We start from the raw sequence: 19,104 nt of genomic DNA on the forward strand, positions 1-19,104 counted from the left end.
TCCGCACACGAACGTCACACAGAGGAGACGACAGTGAAAGCACTCAGATTCGTCGCAGAGAACCAGGCCGAGGTCGCGAGCCTCGACATCCCGACCATAGCGGCGGACGAGGTTCTGATCGCCGCACGATCGGTCGGCGTCTGCCATTCCGATATCGAACTGCTCGAGGGCCGCTACATCATCCCGTTCGAGTACCCGATCATCCCCGGACACGAATGGTCCGGTGAGGTGGCGAAGGTGGGTGCCGACGTCGACGGCTTCCAGGTGGGCGATCGTGTCGTCGGAGAATGCGTCATCGGCGAGGACCACTTCGGGTTCTCCATCAGCGGCGCAGCGGCGGAGTTCTTCGTCGTCAAACCTGCATGGCTGCACAAGCTTCCCGATGAGGTCTCGTTCACCAGCGGCGCTCTCGTCGAACCGTTCAGTTGCGGCTACTACGGGCTGATGCGCGCCGGAAACGTCAATGCGAGCGACGTACTCGTCGTGCTCGGAGCCGGACCGATCGGGCTCGGGGTGGTTGCCGGTGGCGCAGCACTGGGGGCGACGACCATCGTGGTCGAACCATCCGAGGGGCGGCGGCAGGCCGCGCTGAAACTCGGTGCAGCACATGCAGTGACCCCGGACGAGGTGGACGAACTACTCGCGAAGGTGAGCGGCGGCCGAGGTGCCGACGTCGTCATCGAGGCGACGGGCCGTCCCGAGGTGATGGCCGGCGCACTCGAACTCGCCGGGCATCGCGCACGGGTGGTGTACATCGGCATCGACGTCGGACGATCCGCGCCGGCGAAGCTGGGGCTCATCCAATCCAAGGAACTCGACATCCGCGGCGCGATCGGCTCGCCGGGCGTGTGGCCGGCGACGCTGCGTTTCATTGCCAGAAGCGGGCTCGATCTCGGTGGACTGGTGACCCGCGAAATCGCGGCCGACGATGCCGTGACGGCTCTCGACGAGGCACAGAAGCCGGCCGAGAACATCAAGGTACACATCAAGTTCGACGCAACTCTCTGACCGACGCACGTCTCCGACCGCTCAACACATACGACACCGAGGACCTTTCATGTCTCGTCTGACCGACAAAGTCGCCATCGTCACCGGATCCGGCAAGGGAATGGGCCGCGCCATGGCAACGCTGTTCGCGGCGCAGGGAGCTGCCGTCGCGGTCACCGACGTCTCCGAGAAGGACGGACGCGAGACCGTCCGACTGATCGAGGCAGAGGGCGGGCGGGCGACGTTCTGGCGATTGGACGTCAGTGACGAAGCCGAAGTGTCCTCGGTGTTCGAGCAGGTTTCTGCGTCGTTCGGAAAGCTCGACATCCTCGTCAACAACGCCGGCATCTCGGGGGTGGACAAGCCGACCCACGAGGTCACCGAAGCGGAATGGGATGCGGTGTTCGCGGTCGACGTGAAGGGCGTCTTCTTCTGCACCAAGCACGCCATCGGGCATCTACGGGCCAACGGCGGCGGCAGCATCGTCAACATCTCGTCGATCTACGGGCTCGTCGGATCGCACGAGATGGCTCCGTATCACGCGGCCAAGGGCGCGGTCACGATCATGACGAAGAAGGATGCGGTGACGTACGGACGCGACGGCATCAGGGTCAACTCCGTCCACCCCGGCACCATTCTGACCCCGTTCGTGCGTGAACTGGCCGAACGTAGCGAGGGCGGACTGCGCGGCTACCTCGACATCATGGAACCCAAGCATCCGATCGGCCACGTCGGTGAGCCGGAGGACGTCGCCAACGCGGTGCTGTTCCTGGCCAGCGACGAGGCCCGCTTCGTGCACGGCGCAGCACTGGTGGTCGACGGCGGTTACACGGCAGTGTGAGACCGCATCATTTCTGCCGACCGACCACGAACCAGATTGCGATGCAGGTCTCGTCGTGGGGGTTGCTCAACCGGTGCGGAATGGACGAGTCGAAGTGCAGACTGTCTCCCGGCCCGAGCACCTGGCGGGCGAAGGCAACCTGAATCTCGAGGTTGCCGGACAGGATGTGAATGTATTCCTTGCCGCCGTGGTTCATCAGATTGTCTGCGGGGCAGGATTCGGTTCCGGCGGGGTAGGTGACGCGGAGGAATTCCACCTCCGGATCGTCGTCCGGAGTCAGGCGTTCCCAGCGGACACCACCGAGATACAACTCGGGACGTTCGTCGGCACGCTGGAGGCCGGGAAGGGAGCCCACCTCGGGGAGTGGCTGAACCGAGGACGCTCGCGCGCTGCCGTTTGCATGCGCTACCTCTCCGCGGTCCGCGAGCTTCGGCCGTGGCGATGGTGTCGGCACTGGGGACTCGAGGTCGTGCGGTGCCACATCTTCGGCCATCAGCGAGTCGAGCGAAAGACCCAACTCGGTGACCATGGCGTACAGCGTGCCGACCGAGGGTGCAGTGCGGCCGAGCTCGACCTGAGAGATGAAGCTGGGGGACAGGTGAACTCGACGGGCCATCTCCCGCAGCGACATGTTCGCCTTCTCGCGCGCTCCACGCAGGCGCAGGCCCATCTGAGCGTTCATCTGAACGGCTGTCTCGGTCGATTCGACCTCGACGGTCTCTTCGGTCATTCTTCCGCCGCCTCCCACCTCTGCAATCAACGTCTCCCCCTGATACCGGGTGTACGCGCCCACTGGACGGACCGTAGCGCATCGATTGTCTCATTGCTCGGTCATTCCGCTGTTCCGCGTCGTTGCAAAGGTTTTCGTGTCGTAAACGCTTGGCACTGAACATGTGCAGTGTTACTCTACACTCAAAGAAGTAGCGTGCATCACATTCAATTTTCGTCCAGGAGGAATCGTGCCCGACACCATGCAGGCCGCCGTGTACTACGGCGCTCGCGACATCCGCGTCGAGGAGGTTCCAGTTCCCCGACGCTCGTCGGGTGAGTCGCTCGTACGCGTTCTGCGCTCGGGTATCTGCGGTACCGACGCCTCGGAATGGGTGGCCGGACCCAAGACCTTCCCGGTGCTGCGGCGGCACCCCAACAGCGGACATCAGGGCCCGTTGATCCTCGGCCACGAATTCGTCGGCGAGGTAGTGGAAGCAGATCCCGACTCCGAAACAAAGATCGGAGATCTGGTTGCCACCGGGGCCGGAATCTGGTGTGGCACATGTCGACGCTGCAAGGAAGGCCGCACCAACCAGTGCGCGACCTACAAGACCCTGGGACTGAACGTCGACGGCGGCATGGCGGAGTTCGCGAGTGTTCCGTCGAAGACACTGCGAGCGTTGCCCGAAGGACTGTCCATCGACTACGCCGGACTCGCTCAGCCGTTGGCCGTCGGCATTCACGCTGCGCGGCGTTCCGGTGCCCGTGACGGTGACAACGTCGTCGTCATCGGTGCCGGAGCCATCGGCTCGTTCGTCCTCGCCGGCCTGAAGCACCTGGTGGATGTCGATGTCACCGTCGTCGACTTTCCGGGGAAGAGACTCGATCGTGCGACGCGCCTCGGAGCGCATCGCACGCTCACTCCGTCCGAGGACCTCGGTGCGGAGATCATCGCGGCCCTGGGCGGAAAGAAACCCGACGTCGTCATCGAAGCGAGCGGAGCACCCGGCCAACTGGTCTCGGCGTTGACCATGGTGGCCGATGGTGGCCGCGTACTCGCAGTAGGAATTCCCAAAGAGAAACCGGAGCTGGATGTGCATTCGCTCGTCTTTCGAGAGATCACTCTCGAAACCACCTTGGCCCACGTGTGCGACACCGATCTACCTGCCGCACTGGATATTCTGAACACCGGACCGCTCGGCCAGGAGCTGGCCGAAGCACCGGTGGGGCTGGCAGATCTGCCTGCGGCACTCGACCGGCTCTCTACCGGCAAGGTCGAAGGCAAAGTCCTCATCGATCCGGCTATCCGATGAGCGCGCCCAGCAGAGCGGCGCTCGTCGTCGGTGCCACCGGGATTGCCGGCCAGACGATCTCGCGTCAGCTCGTCGACGCAGGGTGGACCACCTACGGTCTGGCCCGCGGCACGACCAATCCGGTCGAGGGCGTGGTTCCGGTCTCGGCGAATCTGCTCGATCCGGAGTCGTTGGCTGCAGCACTCGAGGGCATCGACCCGGAGATCGTCTTCATCACGGCCTGGATGAAGCAGGACTCGGAGGCCGAGAACATCGAGGTCAACGGGAGCATCATCCGCAACGTCCTCGGTGCCATGAAGGGCAAGTCCGCGCTGCGTCACGTCGCGCTGATGACCGGCCTGAAGCACTATCTCGGCCCGTTCGACGATTACGCGACCGGTGTCATGGCCGAAACCCCGTTCCACGAGAGCGAACCGAGGCTGCCGAACCCGAACTTCTACTACACCCAAGAGGACGAACTGTTCGCGGCGTCGGAAAAGCAGGGCTTCACCTGGAGCGTGCACCGAGCGCACACCGTCTTCGGTTACGCGGTGGGGAACGCGATGAACATGGCGCTCACGCTGGGCGTGTACGCCGAGATCTGCCGCGAGACCGGTGCGCCGTTCGTGTTCCCCGGCTCGGACACCCAGTGGAACGGGTTGACCGACATCACCGATGCGGACCTTCTTGCTGAGCAGATGATCTGGGCGGCAACACATGTCGAGGGCGAGAACGAACCGTTCAACATCGCGAACGGTGATGTGTTCCGGTGGCGCTGGATGTGGCCACAGATCGCGGAGGCGTTCGGCGTCGAACCCGTCGGATTCGCCGATGCCCCCAAGCCGCTCGACGAGCGCATGGGTGACGCCGCGAAGGTCTGGTCCGAGATCGCTGCGAAGCACGATCTGGCCGAAGCAGATGTCGATCGCCTGGCATCCTGGTGGCATACGGACGGCGACCTCGGCCGCGACATCGAATGCCTGACCGATATGACGAAGAGCCGCCAGGCCGGTTTCCTCGGGTTCCGATCCACGTTCGAGAGTTTCATGGACAAGACCGAGAGCTACCGCGCGGCCGGAATTCTTCCGAGGAATCAGCGATGAACGAACAGTCGCAGTTCACGAACAAGGGTGCCATCGTCACCGGTGCCGGCAGCGGTATAGGACGAGCAGTGGCGCATCGGCTGGCGTCCTTGGGCGGGCGGGTGCTCGCCGTCGACATGAACATGGCGGCCGCGGAGCGCACGGCAGCGGAGTCGGAGGGCGAGATCCATCCGTTCGCCGCCGACGTGTCCGTGCACGATCAGGTGAAGGCCTATGCGGACGCCGCGACCTCGCTGATCGGTGAACCTCGACTGTTCTTCAACAACGCCGGGGTCGAGGGGGTGCACAAGTCCATCGTCGATACCACCGAGAGCGAATGGCGATCGGTGGTCGACGTCAACCTCAACGGGATGTTCTTCGGGCTCAAGAACGTGCTCCCGCTGCTGCGTCGTTCCGGGGGCGGAGCGGTGGTCAACACCGGTTCGATTCTCAGCCTCAAGGGCGCTCCCGATCGCTCCGACTACGTGGTGACCAAGCATGCCGTTCTCGGGCTGACCCGCAGTGCTGCAGCCGAATCCGCGGCCCACGGCATTCGGGTGAACTGCATCTGCCCCGGACCGGTCGACACTCCGTTGATGTCGAGGTCCGAAAGCCTGGTCGACCCGGAGGATCCGAACTTCGAGCGCGACCGGTTCATCGAGGGCACACCGCTGCGGCGGTACGGATCTCCCGAGGAGATCGCCGAGCTGGTGGTCTTCCTGCTGCGCGAGGACGTCGGCTATCAGACCGGTTCCGCAGTCACCATCGACGGCGGAATCACCGCGGTCTGACGCAGGATCATCCCTTCACACAGATTTTTCGACTTCAGGAGAAAGCTATGCGCGCCGCGGTATTTCACGACCGACACGATGTACGGGTAGAAGACGTTCCGGCCCCGAAGGTCGGCCCGGGCGAGGTTCTGCTTCGACCGTTCTTCTGCGGCATCTGCGGAACGGACCTACACGAGTACGCCTTCGGTCCGATCGTCATTCCAACCGAACCCCACGCACTCACCGGTGCGAAAGCGCCCCAGGTGTTCGGCCACGAATTCTCGGCGCGCGTGGTCGAGATCGGCTCCGACGTCGAGTCGGTCGCCGTGGGTGACCGCGTCTCGGTGATGCCACTCATCAGCTGCGGCAAGTGTTACTACTGCCGGCGCGGACTCAACCACCTGTGTGTGATCATGGCCTGCACCGGTCTGAGCTGGGGCGGCGGAGGAATCTCCGAACTGGTTGCGGTGCAGGAACAACAGGTGTCGGTGCTACCGGACTGTGTCAGTGATGTCCAGGGCGCGCTGATCGAGCCGGCCGCGGTGGCCGCCTACGGCGTCGACTGCACCGGTCTGCGAGCCGGGGACACCATTCTCATCACCGGTGCGGGACCGATCGGGGCCCTGTCCGCTCTGTATGCGCACGCGTCGGGTGCGGCAAAGATCATCGTCTCGGAGCCGAATGCCAAGCGCCGAGCGCTGATCGAGGCATTCGGTATCGCAGAGGTGCTGGATCCGACGGTGCAGGACGTGCCGGCCGCGGTCCGCGCCCTGACCGGCGGTATCGGAGTCGACGCCGCAGCGGAATGCTCGGGTCACCAGCACGGATTGACGGCTGCACTGGACAGCGTTCGCTCCGGCGGAACCGTCGCTCAGGTCGGTCTGCACGTCAAGCCCGCGACGATCGATCCGATGGCCATGTCCAACAAGGACCTGACCCTGGTGGGTACCTGGTGCTACCCGGTGTACGACTGGCCACGCATCATCGCGCTGGTCGCATCCGGACGCTACCCGGTGGAGAAAGTGGTCAGCGAGATCATCGACGTCGAGAACATCGTCGCCGACGGATTCGAGCGGTTGCTGGACCCGAACGGTGACGCCCAGAAGCTTCTGGTGCGGGTCGGCGACGCACCGACGTCCTGATCGACACCGAGTACTTGCACTGACGTTCCGCCCCACGCTAGGAGAGACAATGCATATCGGATTCGCCGGAGTCGGCCGCATGGGTACCCATATGGTGCGCCGCTTCCTCGAGGCGGGCCACACGGTCACCGCCTACGACCTGTACCTGACGGCGGAGACCGCGCCGGCCGGCCTCGTCGATCTGGGAATGACGATCACCACGACGCCCGCTGATCTGGCGCGCGCCGAGATTTCCTTCAGCATGTTGCCCGATGCCGCTGCGACCGAGGAGGTGCTGTTCGGTGAGCACGGCATCGCCACAGCCGGCGCGGCGGAGCATCTTCACGTGGTGATGGGAACGGTGGGACCGACCGCCGTGCGCGAGTTCGCGGAGCGGGCAGCAGGTTCGGGCACCGCGGTGGTGGATGCCCCGGTATCGGGCAGCGTGAGTCTGGCCGAGACCGGGCAGATCACGACGATGGTCGGGTGCGATGATGAACAGTTCGCCTACCTGAAGCCGATTCTCGAGGCAGTGACGCGGGGGCAGTTCCACACCGGTGCGGCCGGTACTGCCTCGGTGGCCAAGCTCGCGGTCAATTCGGTTCTCGCAGCACTGAACCAGGCTGTTGCCGAAGCGCTGATCCTGGGTGAGTCGGCGGGCTTGGCACCGGCCGCCCTGTACGAGGTATTGGGCTCGAGTGCGGTGGCTGCGCCGTACGTCGGATACAAGAAAGAACACTTTCTCGATCCGTCCGCGGCGGGTGTGGCATTTCCGTTGTCGCTCTTGCACAAGGACGTGGGCCTCGGACTGGCGTTGGCCCGGGACCATGCCCTCGAACTGCCGCAGGCCACGACTGTCGGGAACGTTCTCGACGGGGCGTTGGACTCCGGACTCGGGGCGAAGGACATGGCGGCAGTGCTCGAGTTCTTGCAGTCGTCCGATTCCGAGCGCTGACCATACGATTGTCGCGCCCTCGTCCGCGAGAAGCCGGTCGAGGCCGCACCGATTCAACGATTCAGGCGGGTACTCCACCGAGTACCCGCCTGAACTGTTCAGTGATGTCGCCGACGTCTATCGCATCGCGAGTTCGTAGATCAGCAGGCCGGACAACGAGAGGATGGAGAGGAATCCCAGCACGCCGAGCGCGTTCTTCCACCAGGTGTTTCTCAGATCGCCCATCAGCTGTCGGTTGTTGCTCATGACGTAGAGAAGGAAGCCGAGGAAAGGTGCCACGAGCACTGTGAGGGCTTGGGCGATGATGATCAGTTGGATGGGTGAGGACGTGAAGGCGATGGTGATGATCAGGCCGAAAGCGAGGATGGCTGCGCATGTCGCCTTGGCGGTGACCGTGCTCGGAGATGGTCCACGCCCCAAAGCATCCGAGAGCATCGTGCCGCCGGCAGTTGCGTTGGCGACCATCGAGGAGAATGCCGCGCCGGACAGTCCGAGGGCAAAGATGGTGGACCCAATCGGTCCGGCGATAGGCTCGAAGACCCTGGCCAACCCCACCAGGGTGGCCGCCTCGGTGTTCTGGCTACCCAGTACAGCAGCTGCGACGACGATGACAAGTGCGGTCATGATGCCGGGGGCTATGATGCCCGGGATCGTGTCGGCGACAGATGTCTGTCGGTACTCCTGCCGAGTCCGGCCACGCTCGTGGATGCCGTACGAGGTGAAGAATGCTGCATTGAGCGAGAAGTTGGTGCCGACGAGTGCGACGATCAGCAGCATGCTTCCGGGTGGGGCGCTGGGCATCACGCCGTCGAGGGCCATGTACCAGTCCGGTTTCGCGATGACCGCGCTGATGATGAAGGCCGCACCGAGCAGGCCCACGATGACGAGCAGTACGCGCTCGACGATGCGATAGACGTTGCGGAACAACAGAATCAGCGCCACGAAGGCGGTGCAGGCGATCGACCAGATCAGCGGGGATCCGCCGAAGACCATCGACAGGCCCAAACCTGATCCCACGGCGTTGCCGACGGAGAAGCACAGGGTGATGACGAAGACACCCACCCCGGCGGCGATACCGACGCGTTGACCGAGAACATCCTTGACGGAGCTGATGAGCGATTTCGGCGTACTGATTCCCAGACGCACGCTCATATCGGCATAGACGAGCATGAATACGGTCGAGAGGACGACGACCCAGATCAGCGCGTAGCCGTACTTGCTGCCGGCTTCGACGGCGCTGGCCAGGTTGCCGGGGCCGAACTGCCACGCTCCCGCGATGAAGGCGGGCCCCGCCATGGCGAGAGTGCTCAGAACGGGCTTCCAGCGACCCGTCACCGACTCCGCGGCACCGGTGCGGGCAGATGCGGTGGATGCGGTTGGTGCCACCGGGGTCGTTCGGGGTTGACTCATGACGAGCCTTTCTGGTGACGCTCCGTACTCGCTACTAGAGGCAGTGTGCCCCGGCTCGATGCGGTGGGGAGCGGTTACGAAAACTACGAGCGAATTCGGCGTGCGGCATCGATGACCGTGGGGTCATCGATGCCGGCCGATTGATCTGTTCGATTTCGTGGCGTTGGAAGAGGACGCGTGGGCTCAGACGAGCGCAGGCACTACCGAGCCGAGGTTCGCCGAATCGAGGGCGGCCGCGATCTCATCGTGCGCACCCGCTGCGAGCGGAAGTAGCGGTGACCGAACGGTGGCGTGCTCGAGGATTCCGCGGTGGACCAACCCCTCTTTGAGGGCCACGGTTCCCTCCATGTGGGATCCGCGGTGGTAGACGTTCGCGGTGACGGGAAGAAGGCGATCGTGGATGGCCCGTGCTGCCGGGTAGTCCTGGGCCTTGCCTGCGGCGATGAGCTCGACGAGGGGCTCGGGGGCGAGGCCGCCGTAACCGACCAGCAGGCCGTCGACGTCGAACATGGTGTGCAGGAGGTACTCGTCGTGGCAGCTGAGGATCTGCAGGTCGGGGTTCTCCTTGCGCAGGACCGGGATTTCGCGGTCCCACCGGCGCATGTTGCGAACGCCGTTCTTGGTGGCGAACACCCCTTCCTGCGCTGCGATCTCGAGCTGGGTGTCGAGGTTGTAGGTCGCCTTGGTGACGTCGGGGTACTGGAACAGGATCAGTGGCAAACCCGATCCTTCGTACAGTGCACGGTAGCGGTCCTGCGGTGCGCCGTCCTGGTAGCCGAAGCGCAGCCACCCGTGTGACGGGTAGACCAGGCCGGCCGAGGCACCCGCGTCGACGGCTCGCTTGGCTTCTTCGACGGACACTGCGGTTCCTTCGCCGGTGATGCCGGCGATGATCGGAAGCCTGCCGTCGACGGAATCGTGGAACGCGCCGATCACCTTGGCCTGTTCGGCTTGGGTGAGGAAGGTGCCTTCGCCGGCATGCCCGAGGACGACGAGGCTCTTGACGCCGTCGACACTTCCGAGCCAGGACCCGAGGCGCGCGATGGCGTCGTAGTCGACTTCGCCGTCGCGAGTGAACGGCGTGATCGGTGCCGGGCTGAGTCCACGGAGATCGAGTGCATTCATGGTGTCGTCCTTCTCGAGATGTGATGGGAACGTTGTCGGGAACGTTTGCATCACGGTAATTCGGACGAACGGGTTGTGTCAACTATCACTTTTGGTGCTGTGTATGACGCGGGCCGCACCAACGCCTGCAAACGTTCCTGGGACGTTTGCACGTGCTGTGGTCTGCGGATGGGTAAGTTCGGACGAACAGCCAGTACCGCGGGGCCCGAGGGAAGAGACAGGAGCTGCCGATGCGTCCCACCCGAAGTGGGCTCTCGACGGAGCGCACGGACGTAGTCACTTTGCGCGACGTGGCCAAGGCCGCTGGGGTCAGCATTTCCACCGTCAGTCGTGTGCTCGACGACCGTGTCGCGCCGTCCCGATCCGCGACGGCCATCCGCGTGCGAGACATCGCAGAGCAACTCGGCTACCGGCGCAACACGTTCGCCTCGAACTTGCGACGGGGTGCCACGGCCACCATCGGGGTGTTGGTGCCTCGCCTGTCGGACACCGTGATGGCGCTGATGTTCGAGGCCATCGACAGGGCCGCCGGTAAAGAGGGCTATCACGCGATCGTCGCCACCAGCGGTGACGATCCCACGGACGAGTGGAACGCCGCGCAATCACTTCTCGAGCGCAATGTCGATGGGGTCGTCCTCGCCACCAGCCGGATCGACGACCCTCTGCCGAGTCATTTTCGCGAGAACGGAACTCCGCACGTTCTCGTCCTGAGAACTGACGGGAAGAGTCCGTCGTCCATCGGTGACGACGACACCGGCGGTTATCTCGCGGTTCGTCACCTGATCGATCTCGGACACACCGATATCGCCGTGCTGACGGGTCCGCTGTTCACTTCCAGCGCCGTCGGCCGATTGGGCGGTGCACAGCGGGCCTTCGCCGAGGCGGGACTGTCACCGAGGCCTGAATGGGTGGTCGAAACCGGTTACGGAATCGATGCCGGCGAGCAGGCCGGACGCGAATTGTTCAACGGCGCAACGCGTCCGACGGCGGTGTTCGCCGCCAACGACAACATCGCTCTGGGTGTGCTCTCTGCCGCGCATCGCCACGGTCTGGCCGTAGGGGAGAATCTGTCGCTCGTCGGGTACAACGACATCCCGTTGGCGCAGCTGTTGCCGGTGCCCCTGACTTCGGTTCGTACCGCATTCGATTCCATCGCGGGCACCGCCATGGAATTGCTCATCCGCGGAAGCGACGACACGACGGCCATCCGAAAAGCCCTACCGACGTTGATTCCTCGGCGATCGTCGAGCCGCCTGGTGCGCTGACCGTCAGGCGATGGCGTCGTAGACCGCGCGCACGTACTGCTCGGCGCGATCCGAACCGATAATTCCCGTACCCATGCGGTTCATCACGTAGGAGATGGTCAGCTGAGATTCCGGGTGCAGGACGGTCAGTGATCCACCCCAACCACCCCAGAAGCAGATTTTGCCGTCGGGGATGTAGGGCACCGATTGTTGCTGGGGCAGAGCAAAGCCCAGGCCGAAGCTCAACGGAATACCCAGGGCCAGATCGACTCCGTTGGATTGCTCCTCGAAGATCGAGTCGATCGTGCCGGGGCTCAGCAGTCGCACGCCGTCCACGGTTCCGCCGCGGGAGACGACGGACAGGATTCTTGCGACCGATCGCGCGTTGCCATGCCCGTTCAGTGCACCCATGTCCGCGGCGCGCCACGCCGCGGTGTTCGCGGACTCGGCGTGCACCAACGGTCCGAGAAAGGTCTTGCGACGCACCATCGTCGGATCGGGAGCGGCATCATCGGTCGGCGGGGGCGGCGGAACCACATCGGCGATCCGGACCCAGTCGCTTTCGGCGGCACCGATCTGGAAGTCGGCTCCGAGAGGACCGGCGATGTCGTCGGCAACGAACTGCCGCAACGACTTTCCGGTGACCCGGCGGACGACTTCGCCGATCAGGTGGCCCTGGCTAGCCGCGTGATACCCCGATGTGGTGCGGGAGTCCCACCACGGTGCCTGCGCGGCCAGACGCGAGGTCGAGAGCTCCCAGTCGTAGAGATCCTCCTCGGCGAACGGTCTGTCCCAGCCCGAGACCCCTGAGGTGTGCGACAGCAGATGCCGAACCGCGATGTTCTCCTTGCCGGCGGCCGCGAACTCGGGCCAGTAATGCGCGACGGGGGAGTCGGGATCGAGCACTCCGCGGTCGATGAGCATCAACGCCGCCAGGCACGTCACCATCTTGGTGGTCGACCACACATTGGTGATCGTGTCCGACTCCCACGGCAGGCGGCCTTCGGTGTCTCGGTAGCCGCCCCAGAGGTCGACGGCAGTGTGGCCGTCGATGTCGACCACTATGGATGCGCCCAGTTCACTGCCGTTGTCGAGATTGGCCGCGAGCGTATCGCGCACCGCCGTGAAGCGGGGGTCGCAGTGACCGTCAATCCCCATGTGATGCACCGAGAACACGGTGGACGGCGAGTTCAACGTAACCGTCGGCGACGTCCTCGATGCTCAGCTCGCCGCCGTCGTGGAACCAGTTGCTGATGCCGTTGAGCATGTCGGTCAGAGCGAACGACGCCAGGCGAGCGTCCGGGACGGTGAATTCGCCGCTGCGCATGCCGGCGGTGATGACGTCGTGGACACGTCGTTGGTATTGGCGGCGGTAGTCCTCGATGACAGTGCGATGCTCGGGGGTCAGCGAGGCGAGCTCGTGCAGGCCGACGATGTACTCCACTCGTCGCGTGTTCAGGTGCACCAGGTGCGCACGCACCAGTGACGACATGCGCTCGGTGGGGGTTCCGGCCGCGTCGAGCAGTGGCAGGTTCTCCTCGGCCGGCTCTTGCGTGACCGTCAGGCAGATCGCGAACAGGATGTCTTCCTTGGACGGGAAGTGGTGGTAGAGGCTCGCTCCCTTGATGCCGACGGCGTCCGCGATATCGCGCATGCCCACGTTCGAGTAGCCCTCGCGCGCAAAGATAGTTGCGGCGTTGGCGACGATGTCGTCACGCCGTTGGCGGGTGCGGACCTGACGGGGGAGAGCGGTGACATCGGCCGGCTGCGTCGAATCAGGCTGCGTCATACGGTCTCCTCGACCGCCACCAACAGTCGCAGTTCACGCTTGAGAATCTTTCCCTGCGGGTCGACGGGCAGTTCGGCCACGATGTGAACCGACTTCGGGGCCTTGTACGACGCCAACTCGGTGCGGCAGTACTCGATGATCGCGGCCGGGTCGGCGGTCACCCCGTCGCGTGCGATGACGAAGGCGGTCACGGCCTCGGACCAGTACGGGTCGGGAACTCCGACGACGGCGGCACGCAGCACATCCGGGTGAGTGTGGATGGTGCGTTCCACTTCCTGCGACGACACGTTCATCCCTCCCGACTTGATCATGTCCTTCATCCGATCGTAGAAGAACAGGTTGCCGTCGGCGTCGATGCGGACCATGTCGCCGGTATGCACCCAGCCGTCCCGGAACACCTCGGCGGTGCGCTCGGCGTCCTTGAAGTAGCCGAGCATCACCGAGGGAGTGCGGCAGAGCAATTCACCGATCTCGCTCTCGTTGCCCGCGGGGTCGACCACCTTGATCTCGAGGTGGGTGACGGGCTTACCGATCCACGACGCGTCGCCGTCGGGAATGTCGTCGAGTTTCGAGAACCAGCCGACCGAGCCGAGCTGCGAGAGTTCCGACTGCCCCCAGTAGGTGCCCCAGATGGCCTCGGGTGCCGCGGCGGCCCAGGCGCTGATCGTGAGTGGTGACACCTGGCCACCGTAGGTGAGACAGCGCCGAACCTGGCTGACGGACTCGGGGCCGAACTGTTCATCTCGGGCCAAGGCCAGGTAGAACGTGGGAGTCTGCGCGATGACGGAGATCTTCTCGGCGGCGATGATGCGCAGCGATTGAGCCGGGTCGACCGTCGCGGGCAGGACGAGGGTGGCACCCATCAGTGTCAGGGTCGTCATCGAGCCGAGTCCGGCGATGGTGTGGAAGGGCATGACGAACAGCCAGGTGTCCTCCGGCCCCGTCCGCAGGCCCCAACTCCACGCGGGCGCGGTGGAGATGAGGAAGTTGCGGTGCGGGATCATCACCCCCTTGGGGGCCGCTTCGGTTCCGGAGGTGTAGATGACCATCGCGACGTCGTTCTCGTCCATCTCGACGTCCGGCTCGGTGGACGGGGTGTTCGCCGTCAGTGCGGCGTATTCGGACCCGAACGTCACCAGGGTGGTGGCCTCCGGCTTCACCGAGGAGATGATCTCGGCGAAGGCCGGATCGGCCACCACCACAGTCGGTTCCGCATGCTCGAGTTGGTGCTTCACCTCGGCGGCGCGATACATCACGTTGATGCCGGTGAATGCCGCTCCGGCTTTGAGCGTGCCGTAGTACGCCACCACCACATCGACGCTGTTACGAGCCATCGATGCGACGCGGTCACCCGAGGTCACCCCGAGATCTACCAGCAGGTTGGCGAACTGGTTTGCCCGAGAATCGAGTTCGCCGTACGTGGTGACCTCGCGGGTGCCGTCCGCCGAGTAGCTGATGAACGCGACCTTGTTCGGCTGCGTCCGCGCATGGCGACGTAGCTGATCGCCGATGGTGGCGCGGCCGATGGGGGAGCGGTGGTGGATGGCAGTACCGGGCACGGCGGACTCCTTCAGATGCAGTGGTTTTACAGGGCAGGCGAGAGAGCAGCGGAGTCGAACATCGGCTGCGAGAACGTCTCTGCCGCAACGATCTGCTCCACCGGATCACGGGTGAGCTTGCGCGGGAACGACTTCTCGGGATACCCGACGGCGATGTGGGCGGCGGTGATGTAGTCGTCCGGGATGCCGAGCAGTTCGCGAATGGCGGGTTCCTCGTGGCACAGCAACGTCGTCACCGCGGTCGCGACGCCCTGATCACGCAGGCTCAGGCACAGGTTCTGCACGGTGGGGTAGATGGATGCGCCGCCGACGACGGAGAGTCGGCCGAGTTCGTTGTCGGTGGGGTGCAGTCCGTCCAGCGCGGCACAGACCACCACGATCGCGGGCACCTCGTGGAGGTGACGGGCGAAGTAGTCGGCGTCCTGCACGGTCTTGGGCAGTGCACCGACGGCGACGGTTCCGCCGGTGATGCCGGCGAAGTAGGCGTCCCACATCGGCAGGTAGAGGTCGGCGAGGGCCTGCTTGCGGGCAGCGTCGCGTACGACGATCCACCGCACGGGCTGACGATTGCCGCCCTGCGGGCCGAAGCGGGCGACGTCGAACGCGGCGCGGAACACCTCGTCGGGAACGGGATCGCTGAGGTACCGCCTGCAGGTGCCGGTGGTGCGCATCGCCTCGGTGAGTTCCATGGGTGTTTCCCTTCGCCTGTCCGCTGTTAGGTAGTGCCATGAAGCATCATGTGGCGTGGGCCACATTGTCAAGGGTTCAATTGCTGTGAATTTCCAGATCGGGAAACGCTTGCGCAGAATTGCCTAACCATGGTTAGTTGAGCTGTCGGAGTCGGATAGAGCAGCTCGCAACAGGAGGTACCGGTGTCCACACATGCAGCAACGGCAGCGGAAACCGAGGGTGGGGTTAATCGGGACCGAGTAGATCGGGACCGGCTCTCGCGGGCTCTCACCGCGGCGAACCTGCCCACGCTGGTGGCGGTGCTCTATCAGCTGACCGGCGATCGAACGTGGCTCGCCGATCCGTATCGCCCCACGCGTAGTCGCGGCATGGACAACAACGACACAGGCGGATTCGACGACGCAGTAGCCGACCGCATCCGGTCCGCAGCGCTCGACGCGATCTGCGCGTTTCACGAGGGCACGCCCATGGCGGTGCCCGCGCCCGACTCGGAGCACCTCGTCGAGATGATCAGCGTGGCCGTCGGCGAGCAGGTTCCTCGCGAGTTCGGCGTCATGGTCGCCGAGGACATGGGGTTCACTGCCTCGGACACTCCGGTGGCCGCTCCGAACGATCTGTCGGTCATCGTGATCGGCGCGGGCGTCTCCGGGATGCTCGCCGCCATCAAGCTGCACGAGGCCGGCATCAGTCACGTCGTGCTCGAGAAGAACTCCGACGTGGGCGGTGGCTGGTTCGAGAACACCTACCCCGGTGCGGGCGTCGACACCCCCAGTCACCTGTACTCCTACTCCTTCGCGCCGCGGGCCTGGAGCACCCACTTCGGCAAGCGCGACGAGGTGTGGCAGTACCTCAGCGATGTCGCGTCCGAACACGATCTGCGGCAACGCATTCGCTTCGATACCGAGGTCGCGACCGCCGAGTACGACGCGCAGCGACAGGGCTGGACCGTCAGGACGGTCGACGGCGAAACGTTGACCGCCGACGTGGTGATCACGGCGACCGGTCAGCTCAATCGGCCGAAGGTGCCTCTCATTCCCGGGCTCGAATCGTTCGACGGCCCGATCTTCCACACGGCGAACTGGCCGGCAGATCTGGATCTGACGGGTAAGCGCGTCGCCATCGTCGGAACCGGGGCCAGTGCCATGCAGGTGCTGCCGGCCATCGCGTCGGCGGTGGGGCACGCGACGGTCTTCCAACGTTCGCCGCAGTGGGTGTCGTCGAGTGATGTGTATTTCACCGAGATGGGCGACGACGCCAACTACCTGATGGATGTCGTTCCGCTGTATCGGCTTTGGTACCGGACCAGGCTGGCCTGGAACTTCAACGACCGTGTGCACAGCTCGCTGCAGGTCGATCCCGAGTGGGAGCATCCGCAGCGCTCGATCAACCCGATGAACGACGCGCATCGACGCGTATTCACCCGCTACATCGAAGCCGAGCTCGAGGGCCGACCGGATCTGATCGAGAAGTCGTTGCCCGATTATCCACCCTTCGGCAAGCGGATGCTGCTCGACAACGGCTGGTACGCCGCGCTCAAGCGCGACAACGTCACCCTCATCGCCGACGCCGTCTCCTCGATCACCGCCAACTCGGTTGTTGCGCGGGATGGTTCGGAGACCGAGGTCGATGTGGTGATCCTCGCGACGGGCTTCGAGACCCACAAGTTGCTGACGCCGATCGATGTACGTGGACGATCAGGGGAGTCCATCCGCAATATCTGGGGCCCGGAAGATGCGCACGCGTATCTCGGCATCACCGTTCCCGACTTCCCGAACTTCTTCATCACCTGCGGTCCAGGCACGGTACTGGGCCACGGGGGTAGCTACATCACCATCGCCGAATGTCAGGTGCGGTACATCATCGATGTGCTGAACGACATGGTGGACAAGCGAATCGGAGCCATCGAGTGCAAGGTCGACGTGGAGGCGGAGTACGTCCGCAAGCACGACGAGGCGCACGCGAAGATGATCTGGTCGCACGGCGGCATGGACAACTGGTACCGCAACGACGCCGGACGCGTGGTCTCGACGTTGCCCTGGCGCATCGTCGACTACTGGGAGATGACCCGGCGGGCTGATCTCGACGACTTCGTCACCGAGGCTCGACGGGATGAGGCTCCCTGATCAGTGGGACCTGATCAGTTGGACGTTGCCTGCTGCGCCGACAACACGAATCCGTGTCCACCACCCGCGTCGCAGATCATCGCTTCGACCCGGGAGAAGCACGTGAAGCCGTTGAAGGTGATGGATGTGTCGTAGTCCAACGGCTGTGCGTTCTCGACTCCGAATTCGCCTTGGTTGAAGCAGGTCGGCGTCACCTTCCCCGGTGTCATGTAGAAGCCCTTGCCGAGTTGGTCGATGGTGAACGACGGCGTCACGCAGTTCGCGCCATCGGGGATCGGAGCATCTGCTGCTTGGCAACCGGACGAGAATTCGGTGTCGCCGATCTTGCAATAGATGTTGCCCGAGGGCGACTTCCAGCCGACTTGGTTGCCGTACGCGCTGTACCGGGCAGGGTCGACGGGTGTGATCGGCGCGGTGTTGTTCGCGGGATCGGCAGCCGTCGGCTTCGCGTTGGTCACGGTAGGTTCGTCGGCTGATTCGCTGGAGCCGGCGCCACCGGTGTTCGACGGTGCCGCGATGGTCACTTGCGGTGGCGCGGGTATCTGCGCGGCGGCGCTGGTGGATGGGGTCGGATCGGCGGCGGGTGCTTCCTGACTGCCGCATGCCGTCAGCGCAGCTGCGGTGAGTATTGCGGCCAATGCGAATCTGCGACTCATTCGGAGCTCCTTCATCAGAATGCGATGTTGATGTCGCGGGAGATCATGAAGCCTCGGTCGCCGTCGTAGCAGAGGATGCCGGCTTCGGTGGAGCGGCAGAAATTGCCGGTGACTCCGATGACCTGGCCGTATTCCAGAACTCGGGGGCCGGGAGATCCGCCGAAGAAGATTCCCTGGTTGGTGCAGATCTGTTCGACGGTGCCGTCCTGGTTGATCTGTACCCCGTAGGTGTTGGTCGCGGTATTGGCGCATTCGCGGCCGGTGTTGCCCGGAACCGAATATCGGACCTGGCAGCCGACGATCGTTCCCGGTGCGTTGGCCGAATTGAATGCGCAGAACACATTTCCGCTAGTGGACTGGAAGAAGTACTGGCTGCCGGTGTTCTCGAAATCGCGTGCATCGACGTTGACGTCGTCGCGATTCGGGGCGGGCGGCACGGCATCTGAGCCCGAGGCTTCGGTGATGTCCGGTGCCGGGGTGATCACCTCGGTAGCTTGCCCGTTTCCGCCCGATCCGCTGCCATCGTCGGAGTCGGTGTATCCGTTCGTCGACGGAGCAGCCGCTGCGCTGGTGCTCGACGGCGAAGCGGTTGTGGCCGGCTCCTCGGACCCGCACGCAGTTGCTGCGAGTGTGGTGGCTGCGAGTAGTGCACACGTGGCCACGATTGTGCGGACTTGCCTCATTCGATGGTCCTCACCGGTGGCTGCAGTGTGCATCACCTCTGATCGATGAATCGAACGGGCCAAGTG

At 64.4% G+C, this 19,104-nt stretch carries 18 protein-coding genes; 9 read left to right on the forward strand and 9 right to left on the reverse strand.

What is annotated here, in order from left to right:
- The first annotated feature begins 33 nt into the window (after positions 1 to 33).
- Positions 34 to 1,008 (forward strand): zinc-dependent alcohol dehydrogenase, encoded by a 975-nt coding sequence (locus RHODMAR_RS11435; RefSeq protein ID WP_008714601.1) that lies wholly within the window; start codon positions 34 to 36, stop codon positions 1,006 to 1,008.
- A gap of 49 nt (positions 1,009 to 1,057) precedes the next feature.
- The gene (locus tag RHODMAR_RS11440) at positions 1,058 to 1,828 is read left to right on the forward strand and encodes an SDR family NAD(P)-dependent oxidoreductase (RefSeq protein ID WP_008714603.1); all 771 of its coding nucleotides are present in this window, start codon (positions 1,058 to 1,060) and stop codon (positions 1,826 to 1,828) included.
- A gap of 7 nt (positions 1,829 to 1,835) precedes the next feature.
- Here RHODMAR_RS11440 and RHODMAR_RS11445 read toward each other — a convergent pair whose 3' ends face one another.
- Complete coding sequence (locus tag RHODMAR_RS11445; RefSeq protein WP_198289434.1) at positions 1,836 to 2,621, reverse strand: helix-turn-helix domain-containing protein; 786 nt, start codon at positions 2,619 to 2,621, stop codon at positions 1,836 to 1,838.
- Between the two features lie 166 nt (positions 2,622 to 2,787).
- Here RHODMAR_RS11445 and RHODMAR_RS11450 point away from each other — a divergent pair, with 166 nt between their 5' ends.
- The 5 genes from RHODMAR_RS11450 to RHODMAR_RS11470 are packed head-to-tail and all read left to right on the forward strand — an operon-like array spanning position 2,788 to position 7,759.
- On the forward strand, positions 2,788 to 3,852 hold the full coding sequence (locus tag RHODMAR_RS11450; protein WP_008714607.1) for a butanediol dehydrogenase: 1,065 nt from the start codon (positions 2,788 to 2,790) through the stop codon (positions 3,850 to 3,852).
- Positions 3,849 to 4,934: an SDR family oxidoreductase gene (locus tag RHODMAR_RS11455; RefSeq protein WP_008714610.1), complete on the forward strand. Its 1,086-nt coding sequence runs from the start codon at positions 3,849 to 3,851 to the stop codon at positions 4,932 to 4,934. The genes RHODMAR_RS11450 and RHODMAR_RS11455 overlap by 4 nt, the downstream gene beginning before the upstream one ends.
- Entirely contained in the window at positions 4,931 to 5,704 is a 774-nt protein-coding gene (locus tag RHODMAR_RS11460) for an SDR family NAD(P)-dependent oxidoreductase (RefSeq protein ID WP_008714612.1), read from the forward strand. Before RHODMAR_RS11455 ends, RHODMAR_RS11460 begins: the two co-directional genes overlap by 4 nt.
- 47 nt (positions 5,705 to 5,751) lie before the next feature.
- Complete coding sequence (locus RHODMAR_RS11465) at positions 5,752 to 6,825, forward strand: 2,3-butanediol dehydrogenase (RefSeq protein ID WP_008714614.1); 1,074 nt, start codon at positions 5,752 to 5,754, stop codon at positions 6,823 to 6,825.
- 49 nt (positions 6,826 to 6,874) lie between these two features.
- Entirely contained in the window at positions 6,875 to 7,759 is an 885-nt protein-coding gene (locus RHODMAR_RS11470; protein ID WP_008714616.1) for an NAD(P)-dependent oxidoreductase, read from the forward strand.
- A gap of 117 nt (positions 7,760 to 7,876) precedes the next feature.
- Here RHODMAR_RS11470 and RHODMAR_RS11475 read toward each other — a convergent pair whose 3' ends face one another.
- Both RHODMAR_RS11475 and RHODMAR_RS11480 read right to left on the reverse strand, forming a co-directional pair.
- The gene (locus tag RHODMAR_RS11475) at positions 7,877 to 9,055 is read right to left on the reverse strand and encodes an Nramp family divalent metal transporter (RefSeq protein ID WP_042938853.1); all 1,179 of its coding nucleotides are present in this window, start codon (positions 9,053 to 9,055) and stop codon (positions 7,877 to 7,879) included.
- 297 nt (positions 9,056 to 9,352) lie between these two features.
- On the reverse strand, positions 9,353 to 10,294 hold the full coding sequence (locus RHODMAR_RS11480; protein WP_008714621.1) for a dihydrodipicolinate synthase family protein: 942 nt from the start codon (positions 10,292 to 10,294) through the stop codon (positions 9,353 to 9,355).
- A gap of 230 nt (positions 10,295 to 10,524) precedes the next feature.
- Here RHODMAR_RS11480 and RHODMAR_RS11485 point away from each other — a divergent pair, with 230 nt between their 5' ends.
- Positions 10,525 to 11,559, forward strand: coding sequence for a LacI family DNA-binding transcriptional regulator (locus RHODMAR_RS11485; protein WP_008714623.1), 1,035 nt, complete (start codon positions 10,525 to 10,527; stop codon positions 11,557 to 11,559).
- Between the two features lie 3 nt (positions 11,560 to 11,562).
- Here RHODMAR_RS11485 and RHODMAR_RS11490 read toward each other — a convergent pair whose 3' ends face one another.
- From RHODMAR_RS11490 to RHODMAR_RS11505, 4 genes are read right to left on the reverse strand one after another with little or no spacing between them, the layout of a single operon-like run.
- The gene (locus RHODMAR_RS11490) at positions 11,563 to 12,696 is read right to left on the reverse strand and encodes an EstA family serine hydrolase (RefSeq protein ID WP_008714625.1); all 1,134 of its coding nucleotides are present in this window, start codon (positions 12,694 to 12,696) and stop codon (positions 11,563 to 11,565) included.
- Positions 12,686 to 13,327 (reverse strand): TetR/AcrR family transcriptional regulator, encoded by a 642-nt coding sequence (locus RHODMAR_RS11495; RefSeq protein ID WP_008714627.1) that lies wholly within the window; start codon positions 13,325 to 13,327, stop codon positions 12,686 to 12,688. Before RHODMAR_RS11495 ends, RHODMAR_RS11490 begins: the two co-directional genes overlap by 11 nt.
- The gene (locus RHODMAR_RS11500) at positions 13,324 to 14,886 is read right to left on the reverse strand and encodes a class I adenylate-forming enzyme family protein (RefSeq protein WP_042938812.1); all 1,563 of its coding nucleotides are present in this window, start codon (positions 14,884 to 14,886) and stop codon (positions 13,324 to 13,326) included. Before RHODMAR_RS11500 ends, RHODMAR_RS11495 begins: the two co-directional genes overlap by 4 nt.
- 26 nt (positions 14,887 to 14,912) lie before the next feature.
- Entirely contained in the window at positions 14,913 to 15,575 is a 663-nt protein-coding gene (locus tag RHODMAR_RS11505; protein WP_008714628.1) for a nitroreductase family protein, read from the reverse strand.
- A gap of 183 nt (positions 15,576 to 15,758) precedes the next feature.
- Here RHODMAR_RS11505 and RHODMAR_RS11510 point away from each other — a divergent pair, with 183 nt between their 5' ends.
- Entirely contained in the window at positions 15,759 to 17,699 is a 1,941-nt protein-coding gene (locus tag RHODMAR_RS11510; RefSeq protein ID WP_008714630.1) for a flavin-containing monooxygenase, read from the forward strand.
- A gap of 14 nt (positions 17,700 to 17,713) precedes the next feature.
- Here RHODMAR_RS11510 and RHODMAR_RS11515 read toward each other — a convergent pair whose 3' ends face one another.
- Both RHODMAR_RS11515 and RHODMAR_RS11520 read right to left on the reverse strand, forming a co-directional pair.
- Positions 17,714 to 18,355, reverse strand: coding sequence for a hypothetical protein (locus RHODMAR_RS11515; protein ID WP_008714632.1), 642 nt, complete (start codon positions 18,353 to 18,355; stop codon positions 17,714 to 17,716).
- A 14-nt stretch (positions 18,356 to 18,369) separates the two neighbouring features.
- Positions 18,370 to 19,038, reverse strand: coding sequence for a hypothetical protein (locus tag RHODMAR_RS11520; RefSeq protein WP_008714634.1), 669 nt, complete (start codon positions 19,036 to 19,038; stop codon positions 18,370 to 18,372).
- Positions 19,039 to 19,104 lie beyond the last annotated feature (66 nt).

The organism is Rhodococcus sp. AW25M09, assembly GCF_000333955.1.
GTDB lineage: Bacteria > Actinomycetota > Actinomycetes > Mycobacteriales > Mycobacteriaceae > Rhodococcoides.